Annotated in this window: 19 protein-coding genes and 1 pseudogene; all 20 read right to left on the bottom strand. The window is 33.8% G+C overall.

All coding sequences use genetic code 11. The features are described from left to right. Positions 1 to 2: 2 nt before the first annotated feature. A complete protein-coding gene (locus tag D8855_RS09010; protein ID WP_185757585.1) occupies positions 3 to 2,360 on the bottom strand; it encodes a VirB4-like conjugal transfer ATPase, CD1110 family in 2,358 nt (785 codons plus the stop codon). Further along, positions 2,311 to 2,670, bottom strand: a complete 360-nt coding sequence (locus D8855_RS09015; RefSeq protein ID WP_001097591.1) for a PrgI family protein — start codon at positions 2,668 to 2,670, stop codon at positions 2,311 to 2,313. Before D8855_RS09015 ends, D8855_RS09010 begins: the two co-directional genes overlap by 50 nt. Positions 2,671 to 2,723: 53 nt before the next feature. Then, a complete protein-coding gene (locus D8855_RS09020) occupies positions 2,724 to 3,578 on the bottom strand; it encodes a VirB6/TrbL-like conjugal transfer protein, CD1112 family (RefSeq protein WP_001054256.1) in 855 nt (284 codons plus the stop codon). A 16-nt stretch (positions 3,579 to 3,594) separates the two neighbouring features. Further along, positions 3,595 to 3,837 carry a hypothetical protein gene (locus D8855_RS09025; protein WP_125417043.1) on the bottom strand — a complete coding sequence of 81 codons (243 nt, stop codon included), beginning with the start codon at positions 3,835 to 3,837 and terminating at the stop codon, positions 3,595 to 3,597. A gap of 20 nt (positions 3,838 to 3,857) precedes the next feature. Further along, positions 3,858 to 5,735 (bottom strand): VirD4-like conjugal transfer protein, CD1115 family, encoded by a 1,878-nt coding sequence (locus tag D8855_RS09030; RefSeq protein WP_125417061.1) that lies wholly within the window; start codon positions 5,733 to 5,735, stop codon positions 3,858 to 3,860. Continuing rightward, positions 5,735 to 6,223 (bottom strand): hypothetical protein, encoded by a 489-nt coding sequence (locus D8855_RS09035; protein WP_125417045.1) that lies wholly within the window; start codon positions 6,221 to 6,223, stop codon positions 5,735 to 5,737. The genes D8855_RS09030 and D8855_RS09035 overlap by 1 nt, the downstream gene beginning before the upstream one ends. Next, positions 6,213 to 6,512, bottom strand: a complete 300-nt coding sequence (locus tag D8855_RS09040) for a hypothetical protein (RefSeq protein ID WP_000869753.1) — start codon at positions 6,510 to 6,512, stop codon at positions 6,213 to 6,215. The genes D8855_RS09035 and D8855_RS09040 overlap by 11 nt, the downstream gene beginning before the upstream one ends. 800 nt (positions 6,513 to 7,312) lie before the next feature. After that, positions 7,313 to 7,450, bottom strand: coding sequence for a hypothetical protein (locus D8855_RS09050; RefSeq protein WP_000807141.1), 138 nt, complete (start codon positions 7,448 to 7,450; stop codon positions 7,313 to 7,315). A 133-nt stretch (positions 7,451 to 7,583) separates the two neighbouring features. After that, complete coding sequence (locus D8855_RS09055) at positions 7,584 to 8,903, bottom strand: FtsX-like permease family protein (protein WP_004263470.1); 1,320 nt, start codon at positions 8,901 to 8,903, stop codon at positions 7,584 to 7,586. Between the two features lie 2 nt (positions 8,904 to 8,905). Continuing rightward, positions 8,906 to 9,646 carry an ABC transporter ATP-binding protein gene (locus tag D8855_RS09060; RefSeq protein WP_004263473.1) on the bottom strand — a complete coding sequence of 247 codons (741 nt, stop codon included), beginning with the start codon at positions 9,644 to 9,646 and terminating at the stop codon, positions 8,906 to 8,908. A 14-nt stretch (positions 9,647 to 9,660) separates the two neighbouring features. Further along, positions 9,661 to 11,268, bottom strand: a complete 1,608-nt coding sequence (locus D8855_RS09065; RefSeq protein WP_125417049.1) for an ABC transporter ATP-binding protein — start codon at positions 11,266 to 11,268, stop codon at positions 9,661 to 9,663. Then, positions 11,265 to 13,205 carry a prolyl oligopeptidase family serine peptidase gene (locus D8855_RS09070; RefSeq protein ID WP_125417051.1) on the bottom strand — a complete coding sequence of 647 codons (1,941 nt, stop codon included), beginning with the start codon at positions 13,203 to 13,205 and terminating at the stop codon, positions 11,265 to 11,267. Before D8855_RS09070 ends, D8855_RS09065 begins: the two co-directional genes overlap by 4 nt. A gap of 32 nt (positions 13,206 to 13,237) precedes the next feature. Then, positions 13,238 to 15,847 carry a protein kinase/lanthionine synthetase C family protein gene (locus D8855_RS09075; RefSeq protein ID WP_260467389.1) on the bottom strand — a complete coding sequence of 870 codons (2,610 nt, stop codon included), beginning with the start codon at positions 15,845 to 15,847 and terminating at the stop codon, positions 13,238 to 13,240. 283 nt (positions 15,848 to 16,130) lie between these two features. Next, positions 16,131 to 16,268: a hypothetical protein gene (locus tag D8855_RS09085; protein WP_000807141.1), complete on the bottom strand. Its 138-nt coding sequence runs from the start codon at positions 16,266 to 16,268 to the stop codon at positions 16,131 to 16,133. A gap of 200 nt (positions 16,269 to 16,468) precedes the next feature. Continuing rightward, positions 16,469 to 16,735, bottom strand: a pseudogene (locus D8855_RS09090) (CPBP family intramembrane glutamic endopeptidase); the annotation flags it as partial. 30 nt (positions 16,736 to 16,765) lie between these two features. Then, a complete protein-coding gene (locus D8855_RS09095) occupies positions 16,766 to 17,401 on the bottom strand; it encodes a hypothetical protein (RefSeq protein ID WP_004264047.1) in 636 nt (211 codons plus the stop codon). A gap of 291 nt (positions 17,402 to 17,692) precedes the next feature. Next, entirely contained in the window at positions 17,693 to 18,280 is a 588-nt protein-coding gene (locus D8855_RS09100; protein ID WP_125417055.1) for a CPBP family intramembrane glutamic endopeptidase, read from the bottom strand. Positions 18,281 to 18,282: 2 nt separating this feature from the next. Continuing rightward, a complete protein-coding gene (locus D8855_RS09105; RefSeq protein WP_000840776.1) occupies positions 18,283 to 18,516 on the bottom strand; it encodes a hypothetical protein in 234 nt (77 codons plus the stop codon). Positions 18,517 to 18,528: 12 nt separating this feature from the next. Then, positions 18,529 to 18,909 (bottom strand): thioredoxin domain-containing protein, encoded by a 381-nt coding sequence (locus D8855_RS09110; RefSeq protein WP_125417057.1) that lies wholly within the window; start codon positions 18,907 to 18,909, stop codon positions 18,529 to 18,531. Further along, a partial coding sequence (locus D8855_RS09115) for a hypothetical protein (protein ID WP_260467390.1) occupies positions 18,902 to 19,234 on the bottom strand: 333 nt, incomplete at its 5' end. The genes D8855_RS09115 and D8855_RS09110, both read right to left, overlap by 8 nt.

Raw genomic sequence — 19,234 nt, forward strand, 5'->3', positions numbered from 1 at the left:
CCTTAATTAGAAGCCATTTTATCAGGATCTGTACTCATGATATCAAACAATTGAGTACCTTGAGGAATCTTATTTTTGAAGGGAACAACAACTGAACCAGCTTTTATCAGTCCTGCCCCTTTTTCTGGATTGACAAGGTATTTTTCGAGTTCTTTTGACAAGCCTAAGAGTTGAACCAATTCTTCTCGGTCATTTTTTGCTTGCTTGAGGAGAATCATAAATTCACTATTTGCAATAATCCGTCTACCGTTTGGATCTAACAATAAAGTTTCAACATTTTGGGTTATCCCAGTCGGACTAGCTCCATATTTTCTGACACGACTCCACAATTTAAAGAAGAAATCACTGGCATATTTATCTAATAAGAGAAGCTGCATCTCATCAAAGTAAATCCAGGTCTTCTTCCCTAATTTTTGATTCCGAACGACACGATTCCATATTTGATCAAAAACAACCATAAGAGCGATTTGTTTCAGCTCATCTCCTAACTTTTTAACGTTATAAATCAAGAAATTAGAACCTGTCTGAATATTGGTCTTATGAGAAAAAATATCAAGAGAACCTTCGACATATAGTTCCATATCAAGTGCCAAATTCTGCGCTTCTTCTTCTGGTTGTTGACTCAAGACAAAGACCCATTCTTCCAAAGAAGGCTCTTTAAATGACTGATAGGTGAGTCTGGTAACTCGGTCGATAATCGATTTTTCTCTCCCATCCATTTTTCTATCCAATAACTTGCCGATAAAGGATAAAAGAAATTCTGATTTTACCTTTACAGGATCCTCATCCATATTTTCCTCAGACAAGTCAAGAACATTGAGATAAGTTTGGGAATCGGGCGCAATATCAATCATTTCTCCACCAAAAGCTCGTCCAATAACACTGTATTCTGCTTCTGGATCCACGATGATAATTTCAGTATTTTCACCAGATTCCTTGATTTTGGTCGTGATAATTTCATGCTTGGTTGCCATCCCTTTCCCAGCTCCAGATGTTCCTAAAATCAGACCAGATGGTGTATTTAATAGGCTGCGATCAATGGTAATAATATTACTTGATATTTGATTGATACCGTAATATTTCCCACTACGGTCTTGTAAATCTACTGAAGTCCATGGAGAATTCACTGCTACATTAGATGTTAATAAACTCCGTGATACTCCCTCTAAAAAATCACAACCAAATGGCAGTAAGCTATTAAAGGCTGCTTCTTGCATATATGGAAGTTTATCAATCATTAGGTCATTTGAGCCGGCCACTTGTTGGATAGTGTCTAGGGCTTGTTTGAGTTCTTCTTCATCCTGACCAAAAACACCAATCAAGAAGACCGTTTGAAATAGTTTATCTCCTGTCTCAGTCATGGTTTTTAAGAGTTCTTCAGCCTCATCGATATTGCTTTCTAATACATGGCCTACTTTTTCCAAATAGATACCTGTACGAGCCAGTTTTTGTTGTTCCCCAATCTTTTGGGATTCCATCAAGGTTTTCTTCGTGCGTAGTTTCTTCATGGCATCCGCTTTGGTCGAACTTTGAGCATGGAGGCTCACAATCAATTCCAAATCTCCTTGCATGAGGTCTCTGATAAACTGATCTCCTAATTCCATGCCGTAGTCTCTGACATAGACAATCTGCAATAAGCGGTCATTGATTTGTAGGTAATTTTTGTTTTTAAAATCCAAGAGGTTAGGAGCTATAAAGTGACGAGTTGTCTGACCCGATCTCGTTAAATCACGGTAAGAAAAAGGAAGATGGTGTTCTCCTCTAAGCATATCTGCCAACAAGTTCACCCGTTCTTCTCCAGCCAAGGATTCAAATCGAGCATCAATTTCTGAGAAACCACTCTTGAAATATTCTCCAATTTGAGACAAGGAACGATAGGCTTGTTTGGGATTAGTATCCTTTCTTCCAAAGCTAATCAGTTTCACAGCTGAAAAGTTATTTTCCCCACTGTCTAAATTCTGATTCATCATCCGATTCAATTCTTTACGGTAGGTATCATACCCATCTTCTTTTTCCTCATACAAAACACTTTGTCTAAACTTTTCTAAATTCAATCTTTTATTAAAGATAGTCAATTGGAAGTTGGTTTGGTCATCTAGTGAGTTAATCAAATCAGAATACTTCTCAATGATTGCCCCCTTGTCTTCTAAACCAACAGTCTGGTAATTGACATCACCAAGTAAATAGCTTTGTGAGAAATAATCTTCTTTTACCTGCATCAGACCATTTTGATACAGGGCTTGATAGGAAAGAGTATTAGCCGTTGAGGGTAACACTTCCTCTTTTTTATCTTTAACTTTTTCCTTTTTATTAGTCATTGAAGTTTTTTGTTTCTTTAATGTATTTGATTTTCTTTTCATGTTCAGATCCTTTCTTTCCTGTAATTGTGCGTAGGGGAACCGTTAATTCAAAATGAAGACGGTATTTCAAATAATGTTCAAAATATAAATCATTGGGTTTATAGACTCCAAAAAGCATGAGGGGGATGGTAAAAGCAAACACAAAACCGTAAACAAACCAATCTCCAAATTGCCAGAAAAAGAGATTCAAGCCCAAAACAATAATTGTGACAATAAAGGCTGGTAAAACAAAGATGATTTGCCTTGTGGTAAAACCTAACCAAGCCCTGTGTTGGTATTTTGAGATGTCTTTAAAGACACGTGTATTCATGACTTTCCTTTCTAAAAAGGCTAAGAAGCAATCACTTCCTAGCCTTTATCTAATTACATACCTAAGATTGAGCGAGCCGTACGTTGAGAACCAACGAGGGCAATAATCAGTAAGATAGCTTGTATTAAACTACCAAACATAATCGCAAGAGATTGCAGGACTCCTGCACCATTTGAAACAGCTATTTTCCCAGCAGATTCAAACAAAGGAACAAGAGAAACAATCAGAAAAATAAGAACCCCTTGTACCGCATAGACCATAATATTTTTTAAATAGCCAATACCAATAGACTTCCATTCATCACTTAAAAATGTTGGAATCGTAAGAGGGGCAAATGGGATCATAAGGTAGAGTTGAATAAATCGAATAGAAACCAAAAGATTAACCATGGCTGCACTTACTATCCGAACAAGCCAAATGAGGAGGGCGAAAAATCCCACAATCATACGACCAATAAATCCTGACCCTTTTAATCCAGAGATGGTGTCATACTTTGCCCCACCGTGAGCCACAATCGAAGCCACTTGTTCAATGGCATGACTCGCAATCCCGATGATGGCTTCTACAATTACGGTAGTGTTGGTAATTACAACTGCGACCATGATATAACTAATCAACATCGGCGCTAATGCTTCAAAGGTCATCGCTCCACCAGAGTTAGCAATTTTCTTTGCCATCTTCGAAAATTCTAAGATGAGAACAACTGATAAAATCGCAACTCCAAGAGGCTGCATGACACTTTTAGTAATACTAGACATATAAGTCCATACTGTTGGATTGTAGCTAGATAGAGATTTAATCAGATCTACCGTAGATTGTAAATCTACATTAAACCCTTCAAATAAATTTTCAGCTGATATTTTTTCAGATGCAAGGTAAACAAAGGGTGAGACTAAACTAAGATTCATGTCATTGTTTATCCTCCTAAATTGAAATTTGAGTTACAAAGGCTCCAGCAGCCCCTACCATAACACCACCGACAATTTCAAGAATGGCATTCCGAACACCTGGGCCACCATCTTTAATGTTGGTTGCAAGGTTGACAATCCCCACAACAACGAGAAAGGCACCAACCGCAATCAATCCCTTCTGNAACAAAGACATAGCTTGTGCAAACATAGCACTTGCGTCTACTCCATAAACAAAACCTTTAAAATGCGTAATCATCTATTTCCTCTTTTCTATTTTTATTTTAAACTAGATTCAAAAGTTAAATCACGAATTCTNAGGCCTTCAAGATGATTTTCTTGTCTTTGATTCAAAGGATTGATTTGATAGTTCCACCACCGTTCATCGNTTTCTTGATTGGCTAGGTANTTCCAGTTTGGATGCTTAGTNGAATTGTANTTTTTGCTTTTAAAGACAGGCATATTGGCAATTCGAACCANNCATTCATGCCGTTTCATATTTCCNACTTCATCAGGTGTCATTAAATCACGAGCAATCTTTTGATGAGAAAGGGATCCTGAACCTGTCTGGCCAAAGGAACGACTAGTATTTCGAACATCAATGGTTTGTTTACCGAGTAANCCACTCATAAATTTAAAGGTNTCTTCATCATTACCACCTAAGTAGACTAAGCTATCACAGTTCCCCAAAATGGTTTTCCAAGCTTCTTTTTCTTTATAGAGCCCTTGAAGTTGGGCAATATTTTGAAGAATAGGAACGAGACTCATNTTNCGAGANCGGACTGTTGAGGTTTGTTCAGCAAAATCTGGNATTTCTCCGATATTTGCGAACTCATCTAANTANACTCTCACATGAAGAGGCAATTGACCCTTAAAATCAATATCTGCTTGTCTTGTTANGGTTTGAAATACGGTTGAAAAAAAGAGGGCTGAAAGAAAGCGAAAGGTACTATCGTTATCTGGGATAACTAAGTAAACCATTGATTTTTCCTNGCCCCATGTCTTCATATCAAGGGTATCTCTTTTGGTCAAATCCATGACACTTTGAATATTGAAGAGGGCAAATTTAGCAGTGGTTACAGCTATAACAGAATCCAGAGTCTTATCCTTATAATTTTGNAAATCTGCCCAATTTCGCATGGTAAAATTTTCAGTCCCATACTTTTTAGCATAATTTTCAAATAGAATTTCTAAGACACTTTTNTCTTGGTTTTCACCCTTGGATAAGTGTTTAATGAGTTTTGAGATTTCCGCAAAACTTGGATAACGCCCTCGTTTTTTTCGCTCTTCCACTTCTTTTTTTTGACGTTTCAACAAGTTTTGGTATTCTGTTTGACTTAAACGACTTTCTTCAATGAGCTGTTCTCTTGTTTTGGGTGGATTATAGAAATCGACCAAGTAAGAGGCTAAAGCACGGACTAAAGTCATAGAAGCTTCATCCCAAAATGGATCACTACGAGAGCCAGAGCCTTTGGTGTTATTGAAATAAACCGTCAGCATGCGATTCAAATCATTTTCTGTCTCTATATAGCGGAAAGGATTGAAGCCATCTGAGTTCTTCATATTGACTAAATCTAACACCTTTACTTGGTAGCCATGTTCCAAAAAGAGTTTGCCTGTTTTCTCGGCCAAGTGATCTTTAGGATCCACTACAATATTAGAACTATTCATTTGAATCAGATTGGGTTTCACAAAGCGAAAGGTCTTCCCACTTCCTGAACCTCCAATCACCGCAATATTCTTATTTCTATCATATTGTGGTGGCTTTTTATCTAACAAAGTTAGACGAACATCTTGTGCTAAGATCGTATCATGAGAAAATTCCTTACCGTAAAAGAGCTTCTTTTCTTTTAGAGTTCCAAAACGAGCACTACCGTATTCTACTCCTTCTCGGTATTGTTTTTTACCAGTCTCTAGATAGAGATAAACTAGTAACATCATCACAAAACCTAGTAGAAAAAAAGCGCTTGATTTTCCAGTAAAAGAAACATTCCATGGCGACTGAAGAACTTCATCTTGACCTTCCATTAGAAGATGAGTCCATTTATCTAAGGTATTTCCAGTATAGGAATCATACAAAAGCGTCAAACGATGAAAAAGATAGCCTAGTAAGATACCTAACAGTGAGAATAGTAGGAATTTCTTTCCACTGTACATCATCTCACCATCTCTTTCTGTTTGATGGCTCCTTCATGTCTAAAGGTAATTTGAGATTTAGCCTCATCAATAGCATTGTCTAATGACTTATCCATGGTAAAATCAGCTAATTTCTCAGGATCATTAACCATTTTTTCTAACAGATGGTCTAAATGATTGTCTAGAATCGAACGGTCTTTCGTGTAGAAATGCAGAGAATCTCCTTGCCAAGCGATGGCTAAAGGAATCTCTTCTTTTTCTAAAAAAGCTTTAAATTTCTCTATATCAATTGGTTTGTCTAAAAAATCTTTTTTCAGATTAATCGTATCAATCGAATAAGGAGATTGTAGCAATTCTTCTAATTTCTGCACCCCTATCTTATAGGCGGAATCCTGTGCTAAAGCCTGACGTCTAGACCATTCTAGAATCTTTAAGAGACTTCTTACAGTAAATAAAAGACTACGCTCTGCATATTGAACTGCCATTCGTTCCTGTTGTTCAGAGGACATCTGATGCCTCCTTCTTCACAAATAGCAGCTTTCCTTCTTTATAACGATAAGCTATCAATTTCTGACGTTGCTTAATCGACTTGACAACCTGCAGTAAATCTCTCGAATAAGGTTCTCGAAGAGTGACTTCTACTGCTTTTCCATCAAAGATACCAACACGTTTAAACTCAATGTAGTCTTTTTTGAGATGTCCTAAGCCCATACCAAAAGGAAAGTGATGAATCAATTGGATGGTACAACCACCTTTATTTCCCATTTGTTTCAAATCATACAAGTTTACTACCTTCATGATTAACTCCTTTATCTAGTTTGTCGCATCGTTTAAGTCTGGTAACGATAAACTCCGTGTCTGTTAGAAAATTCTCACACACGTCTTGTGCCAGTTGCCCTTCACAGGGGAAAACTCTCAGTCCCTACTTACACAGGCACGCTAATCAAGACGGAGTGGATTCAATTTTCAAAGAACAGGTAGCTTTATTATAGATAAGAGTAGTTGAAATTTTTATCACATTTTTATTTTTCTGTCGAGCTAAATTCATACTAATCAAAGAGTTTGAAATAAATTTGAGTATTATTAACTAACGTTCTTCGTCTAAAAATACAGTAGGGCATATTTCATTCTTTTATTTAAAATTGTCTAAATTCGACAGAAGGAAGTAGCAAGCATTGTCGCTAAAAAAATGCATCAGGTTATCCTGTGCATTTTTTTGACATCAAAATAATCAATCTCCTTTATGAGCTAATTCTTCTCTACAAGCTCTTTGGAGCAGAACAACTGTAAGTATAAAAACCACACATAAAATCAAGATACTTCTCTCAGCCCCAAAAACACCACCAGTATATAAATCTTGACCCGTTAAATTTGTACTGAATAAACTAAATGAAATTTTTATCCCACTCACTAATACTATTATATCAACCCACTACAGTTGACAAAGAGACAAAAAGACAAACCAGCCTAATGACTAGCTTGTCTTCAATCAAGAGAGGATTCTGTTCCCCCCATATAAGCACTAACATTCCAATGTGCACATATTGGAACGATATCCATAACTCCAGAGAATCTCTAAAGTTTACAATTTAAATGAATTAACAATTTTCCCAACTAAAAGCACTCCAGTTACCGCAACGGTTTGTACTGAATGTACTAAATCGCATTCCATCAACTTCATCTGTTTCGTCAACTTGAACAGATACTAATTGAAGATTTAATACTTCTTCTGCCATAGCTAGCTCCTCCTATTTAAATTTTTGGGATTAAGTACTTTATCCACCCTCATTATACTCTCTCCACCAGTAAAATGCAAGAAATTATACAAAATAGATTTAACTATTTTATATAGCGAAAACTTACAAATTTTTAAGAAATAATTTTTGCATTCTTAAAGATAAAATAGGAACTTTTAGTAATAAATATTAAAATAAATAAAATAATAGATACTATAAAATTTGGAAGTATTAACCCCAAAAGATTCATATCATCTATTAAAATATTCCCTAAAGAGTAGTATATTAAAGCCATAATTTTAATGTTAAGTAAAAATGCAATTAATGAAGTAACAAATGTCAAAAATATAGCCTCACCAACTTTAATCTTAACCATCTGGTAATTAGAAGTTCCTAAAATTTCAAATTGCTGAATCTCAATCCTTTCTTGATGAGATGACAAAAATGCAATTGAAATAATATTTGCAAGTACTATCAAAATTGGTGCTCCTACATAGACAATAAATGCCACTTTTAGCTCTAAATCACTGTCATCTTGAAATTGAGATAGTATATTCTGAGAAATCATTTGAAAACTAGAAATTAGTAATATAGCTCCTGTAATTGCAGCACTGATAGATTTTATATAAGGCTTACGATATAGTAAATTCCACTTCGAAACAATGAACATAAAATTATTTCTAAATATAATTATAGAAAGTAGTTTGATAAAACATGACTGTATAAAAGGAGATAATTGATAAATAATCACAATATCTAAGATTACAATATTGAATATTATCTGGGCCTTCGCTAAAATTGTGCTATCTTGGAAAATTTGTTGCAAAGAAAGCAACCAGATAACACTAAAACCAGCCAATAGCAGTATTCTTTTTACTATTGAAAGAACATGCCTTATTTTAGAACTCTTCCTATTTCTAATCTTCTTGAACGTATAAAAGCAACCACTTAGAAAGGCTAAAAATGAAATCAACACTACTGTAATGATACATCCAACAGCACTCATTTGAAATTGGATATCAGGTAATATATTTTCCCCGAAAAAGTATTGTAAAAAATAATAATAATTTGACGTAACAAATATAGAGCATAGATATGCAATAAAACTAATAATCGAGGAAATGATAAAAATCTGTCCCCCCACAAGAAATGATAGTTGAAGGCGACTTGCTCCCAACACCTCCAGAAGTTCGTAATCATCTCTAAAAATTTCAACCAACATATTTATTATATTAGAGAGCACAAAGAATAATGTTACTCCTCCGAATACTATCGGAAACATAAAAATTGGTTTAGGATCTGGAAGTCCGACAAATACTTGCGAATTATTCTCAACATTAATTACCCCATTAACAGCCAATCCCATAACTAAACTCGAAACAAAAATTACTGGTGAAACGCCTAACCATTGTTTCTTATTATGTAAAAATTGATAGTAAACTAATCTGAGCATCTCTATCCCTCCGTAGTTGATTGTACCTCTAAGATTTTATATAACTCTTCCCCGCTAGGTCTATGAAGTTCTTTGAAAATTTTTCCATCTTTCAATATTAATGCACGATCAGTTTTCGAGGCCAATTCTATATCGTGCGTTACCATAATTACACACTTACCCGCCCCTACTAACTCTCTCAATAATTCAAAAATTACTTCACGAGAAACGCTGTCTAAAGCCCCAGTTGGCTCATCAGCAAATATTATATCACTATCAGCAATAACCGCTCTAGCTATAGCAACCTTCTGTTGTTCTCCACCAGACAGAGTTCCAACAAAATCGTTTAAGCCAGCATTAAACTTCATTCTTTTGAGTAAGTTTTCTACATTTTTAATAGTTAATTTTTTTTGTGATAATCGCAAAGGAAGTGCTATATTTTCTATTACCGGCAGGGAAGGTATTAAATTGTATGCTTGAAATATAAAAGATACTTCGTTACGTCTTATACTTGACAATTTTGCATTTCTGATTTTATAGGGGTTGATTCCATTTAAAATTACTTCCCCACTTGTTGGTTCAAGCAAACTAGAAATACATTTTAATAAAGTTGACTTTCCAGAACCACTAATTCCTAGAATGCTTATAAATTCTCCTCTCGAAGCAGAAAGAGAAACATTTTTCAGCACTTGTAACGTTTTATTATTTCCTAGTGAAAATTGATGATACAGCCCTTTCACTTTTAATATATAATCTTTATCCATATTCTTGCCTCCAATCACTTAATTTTGAAAAGTGTTCCATTTTCCAATTTATATATATCAGTGTATCTCTTGTCATTTAAGTCATAATGATGTGAAACTTCAATAAATGAAATACCTAAATTGAACAGAATATCATGTATGGAATTTGAATTATCATTATCTAAATTAGCTGATATTTCGTCAAATAAGTACACTTTATTATTTCTAATCAGAGCTCTAGCTAAAGCTATTTTTTGTTTTTGACCTCCAGACAAATTACTACCATTTTCACCACATTGATAATTTAGTATATCTATCTTTTCTAATTCTTCATATAGATTTACCTTTTTTAACACCTCAATTATCTGATCATCTGAAAAATATTCATTTTGAAATAAAGTTACGTTCTCACGAATAGTAGTGTCAAAAATATATGGTGTCTGATCAACTGTTGGTATTGAATCTGAACTCTTTTTCCCATGTGATAACAAATTTACATAACCTTTTTGTGGCTTTAAAGAACCATTAATTAAATTTAAAATCGTTGTTTTCCCACTACCAGAAGTTCCTGTTAATAACACCCTAAATGGTGCCTTAAATGAGAAATCAATACTTAATTTATTTTCTGGTGTAATAGAATATACAACATCTTTCATGTGTATCTCATCTATTGATGAAGTATACAGTCCGTTATTATCATATTCAGCGTCTATAAAATTCTTCTCTCCACTTAAGTATTTTAAAAACGGTTTCCTTAAATCTTTGGTTGTATTTATCTTATTTAATGAATAGGCAATTGATTGTATCGGCCCTAAAACTTTATCGTTTGCTAAGAAAATACCTATCAGTTCACTAAAAGAAAGGCTTTTATGATAAATTACAAAATAACATCCTACAACCAAGGGAACTAGAAAGCAAAAACCTGCAATTAGTACTGCAACCAATTTTGAAAGAACCTCTGATCGTTTCAAATTAAAAGTAGAATCTTCTAGTTTATCCAACTTTTTATCCGACAAACTAATTATTTCTTTAGTAACAGAATAAGATTTTAATGTCTTAAAACCATTAAAAATTTCTTTTATTATGTGAGTATACTCTGCATTGCTGTTAGAGTACTCATTAGCTGAATTAGACAACATCTTCTTCATAAAGACAGGTACTATAATCGGCAATGCTGATAATACAATAAATATTATTGAAACTAGGAAGTTTAAATAAAGCATAAAACTTAGAGAGACGATGAACAACAATATTGAAGAAATTATTTCAAAAATTTGTCTAAAATAGTTTTCTTCGATTAATCTCAAATCATTTGACAAAACTGAAATAATAGATGAGTAATCTTTAACCATTTCAGAAGAAAGATACTGTTCTCTAAAATATCCTTGTTTAATTTTTACATTTATATCTTTTGTTATTGATGCTTCCGTTACTTCTAAATAGTAATTTGATATATAGATTGCTGACCAACCCAGAATACTTATAGCACCAAATCTTAGAACGTCAGAAAATGAGGAAGTCTGATTTAAACTACCTGCATATACAATAATTCCTGAGAGCAAGACACCATTAAACGAAGATAGAAATATTAAAATCCCCATTAATATAAGTTTAGTCTTTTTTATAAATTTTAAATAATTCATAAGTTATTCCTTCCCACTTCTTCAAAGAAATAATTTAAAGTATCAATCATTAAGAGAACATCTGATGGAGTAAAACCTCCATGACCAGCTGCTTTGTTTAAATACAACAAACTTTTAACTCCAATAGAATTTAATTTCTTTGACCACTCTATCACTTCGTTATTATTAATATATGGGTCTTTCTCACCCAAAATATTAACTATAACAGTATTTGAGTCTCGTGCCTTTTCAATATTTTGCATAGGCGAATATGATTTTATATAAGCCTTTACTTCAGGGTCTCTAATATCTCCCCACTCTGCTATTTCGGTCTTAGAAAGAGGATCATTTGGATTCTGAAGTGTATCATAAGGATTTATAAATGGCGAAAATAAGAGAATGCTTTGCAATAAATTTTTTTCCTCGTTCAACACCGCACCAGCAATTATTCCACCTGCACTAGAAGTTATTAAACCTAATCGCTTACTGTCAATCACATCATTTTCCCTTAAATAATTTACTCCCTCAATAAAATCTCTGATAGAATTCCATTTGTTTAACGCCTTTCCTGAGCGATACCATTCACCTCCCAAATAGCCTCCACCTCTTACATGAACTATAGCATAAATAAAACCTGCATCTATTATAGATAACATAATTTCATCTAAATCAGAATTATCATTCTTACCATAAGCCCCATAGACACTTAGAATACATTTTTTTCTTCTTGGGAGTTCATCCGTATTTTCACTTTTCCAAAATAAAGAAATCGGTATGCTTACATCATAACTGTCTTTTTTAGTCCAAATCACCTTAGAAAAATATTTAGTGTTATTCGATTTTATGATGGGTCTTTCAAATTCAGTTTTTAATGTATTTTCTATTAAATCAAAACTAAGTATTTTTTCGTAAAAAGTTCTCCTCTCTAAAAACAGAAGAACACGATCAGAAAATGAATTTTCATAAAGTGTTGTCTTTTCATCAAATGTTATCTTATTAACACTCAATTCCCTCAAACTATTATTTTTAAATGTAGCAAGATAAAAGACGGAATTCGCTGCGTTTGAACAGTCTAAAAGGATATAACGTCCTATACAGCGAACTCTTCTAGCCCTATCTTGATATGGTATAGTAATAGAAACTCTGTCTCCCGAAGAAGTTTCCCTTAGAATTAGTTGATCTTTCTTTTCTTCAGTTGAAGAGAGCCCAAGAAAGTACTGTGCTTTTTCTGTACTAAATAGAGCGATATCTCTAGGTGTTGGGGCTACCGTTTCTGTGTAAGAGTGTCTAACAAAACCCGTCCGGTCGAAACTGTATAGAAAAATCCTGCCTTTCTGAAAGTCTACTGACTTTACAAAACAATTATTGCTATCAATGTGGACTATTTTTAATCGAAAAGAGCATTCGTTTTCTTCAAACAGTTCCTCTTCTGTAAAGCTATCAAAAGATTTATAGAATAACTTACTTGGCCTCCCGTACTCTTTGGAGCGAGTATACATAACACCGAATTTACCCAAATAGAACGAACTTTCTACTGAAATATCTTCAATGATAAATAACTCCTCCATAGTATATTTTTTTATTCCAATTAAATTAGTGCTACGCAGTGAGGATACAACCAAAACTATATAACTCTCATCAGATGAAATCCTAACATCCTGTAAGATACTATCATCTGGCAAAGTATATTTTTCCACATCAAAGATAATTTTAAGTGAATTTGAATTGTCTAAACTGGAAGAACTAACCTTAGGAATCCAGTCATTATCTTCGACATACCATTCCTTTATTACACCAGTATTGGGTATACTCCAATTATCAAATTGGTACCAATATCGCCCTCTCCTAAATATCAAAGAATTCCATTTTTTTAATTCCTGAAATGATGAAGAGATAGACCTCTTATAGTGTGTTTTTTCCTGTATTGTATTTAAAAATATTTCATTACTCTGATTCACAAGTATAACTCCTTAATAATGGTATCTCGATATTATATTTGAGGAAGAATCGTCAATTTATTATCCATTATTGATACCAATCCAATTGCAACACCCGCAAATCCCGAAGCAATATCTGTTGTTATCTTTAAACCATTATCTCCCGCAATAACAAATCCTTCTTCAATTACACACAAATATCTATAAAGTTGTTCAATTAATTTCTTTTGTCCTGAAAAGTTATCATCGATATCACTATATATATTATTAGCAACTTCAAGACCACAAAATCCGTTAAATAAACCTGGTAATACACAAAAAACTACATCGGTTGCCCTCTCTAACGAAGTTAAATATTTTAAGTATTTGCTTGACAAGATTTCTTTATTTCTATTAATAAGTAAAAGCAGGCCAGCACTTCCAGTTGCTAGATATGGTAGTAATCTATGACCTTGGCTGTACTGCAATGAATTATTACTATCTACTTTATAAGCAACTAATTCTTTATCTACAGCCAATTCTAGACCATTTTTATAGATACTTTCACCAGTTAATTTATAAGCTTCACCGAAGAGCCAAGCTACCCCTGCGTGACCATATAGTAATCCACCAAAATTCTCATAAGGATCATTACTCTGAACATCACTAGCGCCAACTTTACAAAAAGTTTCTGGATTTTCTATATAATTTAAAGTATATTCTCTAAGCCTAATTAGTATTTCTTCTCCTAGTTTATTATCAATTTCTCCTTTACTAAGAAAATACAGCCCAACCAGTAAAATTCCAGCCTGCCCACTATATAAATTTTTATTTTGTGAATTCTCAAATATCTCTATAAAATGAGTTGTAAAAAGTTCAACTGCCCGATCTATCTCCCCAAATTCATAAATGAGCCAGATTGTACCAATTTTACCATCAAAAAGACCAGAAAAGGACGATTTCTTAAAATTATTTACTGCCTCATTAATAACCTGTGTTCGAATCTCATAATAGTCATCAAACTTGAAATTTTTTACTTTCTTAGCTAGTTGTTGATAACTCCAAAGGATAGCTAAATCTGAAAACGCAATTCCTTGATTAACATTCAGACCATAATAATGAACGGGGAAGAATCTTGATTGAAATTCTTTACGCCACTGTCCATAAGTTAGCGTAAACCCTCTTAATAATTTTATAATAAAATCTTGTATATCTTGCTCACTCTCGATAGTTCTAATCTCATGCATGGGTTTTAAAACTTTTTTCCTGGAAATATTCTCGATCTGTGGACATTTAGAATCTAGATATGACAATAAACTTTCTACATAATCTATATGTTCTCTTGTATAATCCAAAGACTCAAATAGTTTTTTTCCTTCTATCCTGGTTTGACTTACATAGTTGTATGTCAAATCCGATGTAGTTACTAGTGGCATGTATAAATAATGAGCTATTTGTCTAATACCATACCAATCTATCTCACTGGGAAGTGTTTCTCGCCATGCTCTAAAACCAGGGGCTGCAACTTTATGTACAACTTTTTCATCATTCGAAAAGACAGCCTGTTCCCAGTCTATTATACTAATTTCATCTTCATCCTTAACCAAGATATTTCCTAAATGTAAATCTTGATGATATACATTTTCAGAATGAAACTTATTCGTTAAATCGATGAGTTTTTCTACTATCTTTGAAACTCTCAATAGATAATCTTTGTTCTTATCAACAACTTCATATAAAGGAAAATTATTGGTAACCCATCTATTTAGTGGAACGCCCTTCATATGTTCAATTCCTAAGAAGGTGTGCTCCCAGATCTTACCGTACCAGTATATTTTAGGCGTCTCATTCCATTCATTTAGAATTTTTAGTGCTTTGTACTCCGAAGCTAATCTCTCTGAAGAATAAGTACCATCAAATCCTAGACCTGTATACGGTCTAGCCTCTTTTAAAATTATTTTTTCCCCATCTTCTTTTAGCTTAGCATTATATATCCCACCACTGTTTGAAAATCTAATTGCATTATCTATAATAAAGGGAAAGTCTCCCTGTTTTTTATCTTTCTTGTCAAGCCATTTATTCAAAAAGTCAGGGGGCACTATACCTTTTGGAATTTTAAATACTGGTAAACGTTCATCTTTAACAACTTCATCGCCAACAATTAATTCATCAATAGCAACCTTCTTTTCATCATTCCTTGACGGCCTAAACACACCATACCTCAGATATATTGGCGCTTCATCCCAACGTTTATCGCTTAAAATATATGGCCCATTATATTGCTTTAAGGCACTTTCTAACCTTTGCAAAACCGACTCTAATTCATTTTGATTTGGATAACATGTAATAAATTTACCAGAAAATCCTCGACTAACCAATTTCCCGTTTCGCATGATAAATTTGTCTTCTGTACTAAGATGTTTAAATGGAATTCGCATTTCATGGCAAATTTTTGCTACATCTTGTAACAATTCGTGTGAACTATTATACTCTGAACTAATGTGTATTTTCCACCCTTGTCTTTCAACAAATTTTCCAATAGGGTATTGATAAACCCACTCATCATTATTCATTACTTCGTGCCAATTAAAAGGCAGACTTACTTGGTACTTTATGCTAGTATCTGTACTATAATCATTATTAGTGAAAAAGAAAGGATGTTCCAAATTGAAATTATAATCCATAACAAAATCTCCAAGAAATTCTATCAAACTTATACTCAATGAAAATCAAAGAGCAAACTAGGAAACTAGCCGCAGGCTGTACTTGAGTACGGCAAGGCGACGTTGACGTGGTTTGAATTGATTTTTAAAGAGTATCAATATATCTATAGCTAGGCAGACTTATTTAAATAAAAAGGGAGAATCCTTTGGATTCTCCCCATATAAGCACTAACATTCCAACGTGCACATATTGGAACGATATCCATAACTCCAGAGTATCTCTAAAGTTTACAATTTAAATGAGTTAACAATTTTCCCAACTAAAAGCACTCCAGTTACCGCAACGGTTTGTACTGAATGTACTAAATCGCATTCCATCAACTTCATCTGTTTCGTCAACTTGAACAGATACTAATTGAAGATTTAATACTTCTTCTGCCATAGCTAGCTCCTCCTATTTAAATTTTTGGGATTAAGTACTTTATCCACCCTCATTATACTCTCTCCACCAGTAAAATGCAAGAAATTATACAATGTTTTTCATAGAAAATAATGTTTCCGTAACTTTTCAAAGTAACTTCCATCTCTCTCCCAAAACTGGAAGTTAGTTTTAGAAGTTACCTAAAAATCAGGTCGCCTATTTTAAAAAAGCAGCAAACTATAAACTAGTAGGTTCCACACCAAATGTAGCCCTATACTGCCCCATAAATCAGATTTATAGCGCACCATCCCTAAAAACATCCCAAGTGAAACATACAAACACCAAGCTAGAATGGTTCCAGGATGATGTGCTAAGGCAAATAAAACGCTTGTCAAAGCAACTCGAATATCTAATTTTCTAACCAAGTTCCATAAAATTTCTCAATACAGAAATTCTTCAACAATACTCACATTGATTAAGAAAAGAATGGTGATGTAATCATAATTTCAATTTTTAAATCATGATGCCCATTTTACCTTTCTTGCCTTAACTGGTTTAAATCGAATCTTATTAATGAGTCTAAGCTCTATTTCTCTACAACCTGTAACGGAGGTATCATTGATTTTAAGGCTTCTTGGAAAGTATTGATTACCTTTTTCATGTGATAATTCTACTGTATAACTGATACCATTACTTAATTTAAAGACTACAAAATAAATATGATCTCTTTTAAATCGGTGACCGACTCTTCTATTCAAAATGCCATCAGTTGTATAGAATTTGCACTCCATTACATGTAACATTTGATAAAGCAACAAGGTTCCAACTATTTTGAATTTATTTTCGTTGAACCAACCATTATCAGCTTTATTAAGACGTTCCAATGTCCAATCATCTTTTAATCCTTCAAAAATACTCCCTGCATTATTAGTTGGTAAATTAACATGATGTTCTCTAGATAATCCTAAAAGATGAGGAATGGAGGAATTTGGGACTGATAGAATAATTTCAGGACAGTTCTCCATATTTGTCTGATAAATATATTTGTACTGAGAAACATTTTTCTCAATAGTATTGGCCAAGCAATCCATCTTAACATTGAGAATATCAATCTCTCCATCAAAAGTCTTTAGCCATTCCAAAGTATAAGTCATTTGAATTTTCTCCTAAAAAAGAGAAGGAAGCTCCTGCTTCCTTCTCTCCCACGTATTGAGTTTCACCTCACGCTAGATATGCCCTATCTGTTCCTCAAGGGTAGGCAGTCCTGCTATTCTTTTTCTCAACAAACAGTCTGAACTGAGAGCGGAGCCCACAGGCGGGTGCAGACCATATCCACTAGCCCACAAGTAATTATATCATTTAATTACCTCCATTATACGCAATTAGTCCATATTTGTCAACAATTACATTCATTATGAATATCTAAATAAATCAGGCCACCTATTTTAAACAAGCAGCAGACTATAAACTAGTAGGTTCCATACCAAATGTAGCCCCATACTGCCCCATAAGTCAGATTTGTAGCGCACCATCCCTAAAAACATTCCCAATGAAACATATAAACACCAAGCTAGAATGGTTCCTGGATGATGAACTAAGGCAAATAAAACACTTGTCAAAGCAACTCTAATATCTAATTTTCTAACCAAGTTCCATAAAATTTCTCTATACAGAAATTCTTCAACCATACTCGCATTGATTAAGAACAATAAAAATGAAAACCAAGGAACCTGATGTTGAAGGCCAATTAAGTTTGCTTGATTCGTGCTTCCTTGAGCATGAATCAGACTAAAACATAGACTTATAATCAGTAGACTAACGAATCCAATACCAAGCCATTTTATCCTAGTTTTCATATTGACCTTTGTCACTTGTTTTCGTTGACCATACATCCATAAAAAAGAAATGAGCGATGCACCATAGAAAACCTGTAGTATAGTTAACTCACCTATACAAAGAAATTTCAGTAAGTATAGAGATACCAATAGGACATTTACTTGTTGGAATATATAAACTGGAATTATTCTTTTCATAGTTACCTCCGAAATAAATCTTCATAATCTAAATCTAATACCTGCACAATCCTTTCTACCCATGGACTTTGAGGCATTCGTTGTTCCATCTTATAGTGGCGAATCTTTTGATACAAACGATTCAATTCACTTGGATAGTGAAACTCTCCCGCAAACATTTTTCTGGTTAACTCAATCCAGCTGATATTTCTTTCAGCCAAAATAATGGACAAGTTCTCCCAAAATCGTTCAGCCATATTGCTTCTCCTTTAACTAGATAAATAATGTGTTTGTGCCATGTAAATCAATTGTTTCGTATCTCTTGGCAATAAAGCTCTAGCCTCTTCCAAATTCAGATTTGGATAAACTCTCTTATTTGAAACCGCAAGAGGAAGTCTAATAGTTAGTTCAGGATTTTTTAAGATCATTTCAATGAAATCCGATAATCTTAAATTGTCACGGTTCTTAAATCGTAATAAATTAGGAGATAAAAACTCAAAACAATCTGAAGAATAGCTCATCATCTCAATTAATTTGTCCTTTGTCATTTCAGAAATCGAATGACAAGATACCTCTATTCCGTAGTTTTGAAAGAAATCCAAAAGAAGTTGATTTCTATGGTTATTTTTACTTAGATAGAGATCAATCATGGGAAACCTCCCAAAGATTCGGTTCTACTTGATATTCGGAGACGATTAAGGAATCTAATAAATTGGAGAAGTTAATTGATTTCTTGTCTTCATCATAAGCTTTTACAGTTACTTGGGTTGTAAGTATTCCCTCTTTTCCCTCGGCTCGATAGCCTTGTCCATATAAAACAAAAACAAGATTCTGATTATCATCTACAAAGGCATCAGCTCCGTTCTTTATATCCTGACTTTCAAGGAATTCCATAATGTTTTGAAGATAGGATTCGTAAAATAGGGGGTAGTTGTGTTTTTTATGGTAATCATCTAAAAATGTCACCTCAAACTC

The sequence above is a fragment of the Streptococcus mitis genome (genome assembly GCF_003942685.1).
In the GTDB taxonomy this organism is placed as follows: Bacteria; Bacillota; Bacilli; order Lactobacillales; family Streptococcaceae; genus Streptococcus; species Streptococcus mitis_CD.

Coding starts and splice junctions, on each gene's coding strand:
- D8855_RS09010 (WP_185757585.1), bottom strand. CDS start 2,360: ATGAAAAGAAAATCAAATACATTAAAGAAACAAAAAACTTCAATGACT.
- D8855_RS09015 (WP_001097591.1), bottom strand. CDS start 2,670: ATGAATACACGTGTCTTTAAAGACATCTCAAAATACCAACACAGGGCT.
- D8855_RS09020 (WP_001054256.1), bottom strand. CDS start 3,578: ATGAATCTTAGTTTAGTCTCACCCTTTGTTTACCTTGCATCTGAAAAA.
- D8855_RS09035 (WP_125417045.1), bottom strand. CDS start 6,223: ATGTCCTCTGAACAACAGGAACGAATGGCAGTTCAATATGCAGAGCGT.
- D8855_RS09040 (WP_000869753.1), bottom strand. CDS start 6,512: ATGAAGGTAGTAAACTTGTATGATTTGAAACAAATGGGAAATAAAGGT.
- D8855_RS09050 (WP_000807141.1), bottom strand. CDS start 7,450: ATGGCAGAAGAAGTATTAAATCTTCAATTAGTATCTGTTCAAGTTGAC.
- D8855_RS09055 (WP_004263470.1), bottom strand. CDS start 8,903: ATGCTCAGATTAGTTTACTATCAATTTTTACATAATAAGAAACAATGG.
- D8855_RS09060 (WP_004263473.1), bottom strand. CDS start 9,646: ATGGATAAAGATTATATATTAAAAGTGAAAGGGCTGTATCATCAATTT.
- D8855_RS09065 (WP_125417049.1), bottom strand. CDS start 11,268: ATGAATTATTTAAAATTTATAAAAAAGACTAAACTTATATTAATGGGG.
- D8855_RS09075 (WP_260467389.1), bottom strand. CDS start 15,847: ATGGATTATAATTTCAATTTGGAACATCCTTTCTTTTTCACTAATAAT.
- D8855_RS09085 (WP_000807141.1), bottom strand. CDS start 16,268: ATGGCAGAAGAAGTATTAAATCTTCAATTAGTATCTGTTCAAGTTGAC.
- D8855_RS09095 (WP_004264047.1), bottom strand. CDS start 17,401: ATGACTTATACTTTGGAATGGCTAAAGACTTTTGATGGAGAGATTGAT.
- D8855_RS09100 (WP_125417055.1), bottom strand. CDS start 18,280: ATGAAAAGAATAATTCCAGTTTATATATTCCAACAAGTAAATGTCCTA.
- D8855_RS09105 (WP_000840776.1), bottom strand. CDS start 18,516: ATGGCTGAACGATTTTGGGAGAACTTGTCCATTATTTTGGCTGAAAGA.
- D8855_RS09110 (WP_125417057.1), bottom strand. CDS start 18,909: ATGATTGATCTCTATCTAAGTAAAAATAACCATAGAAATCAACTTCTT.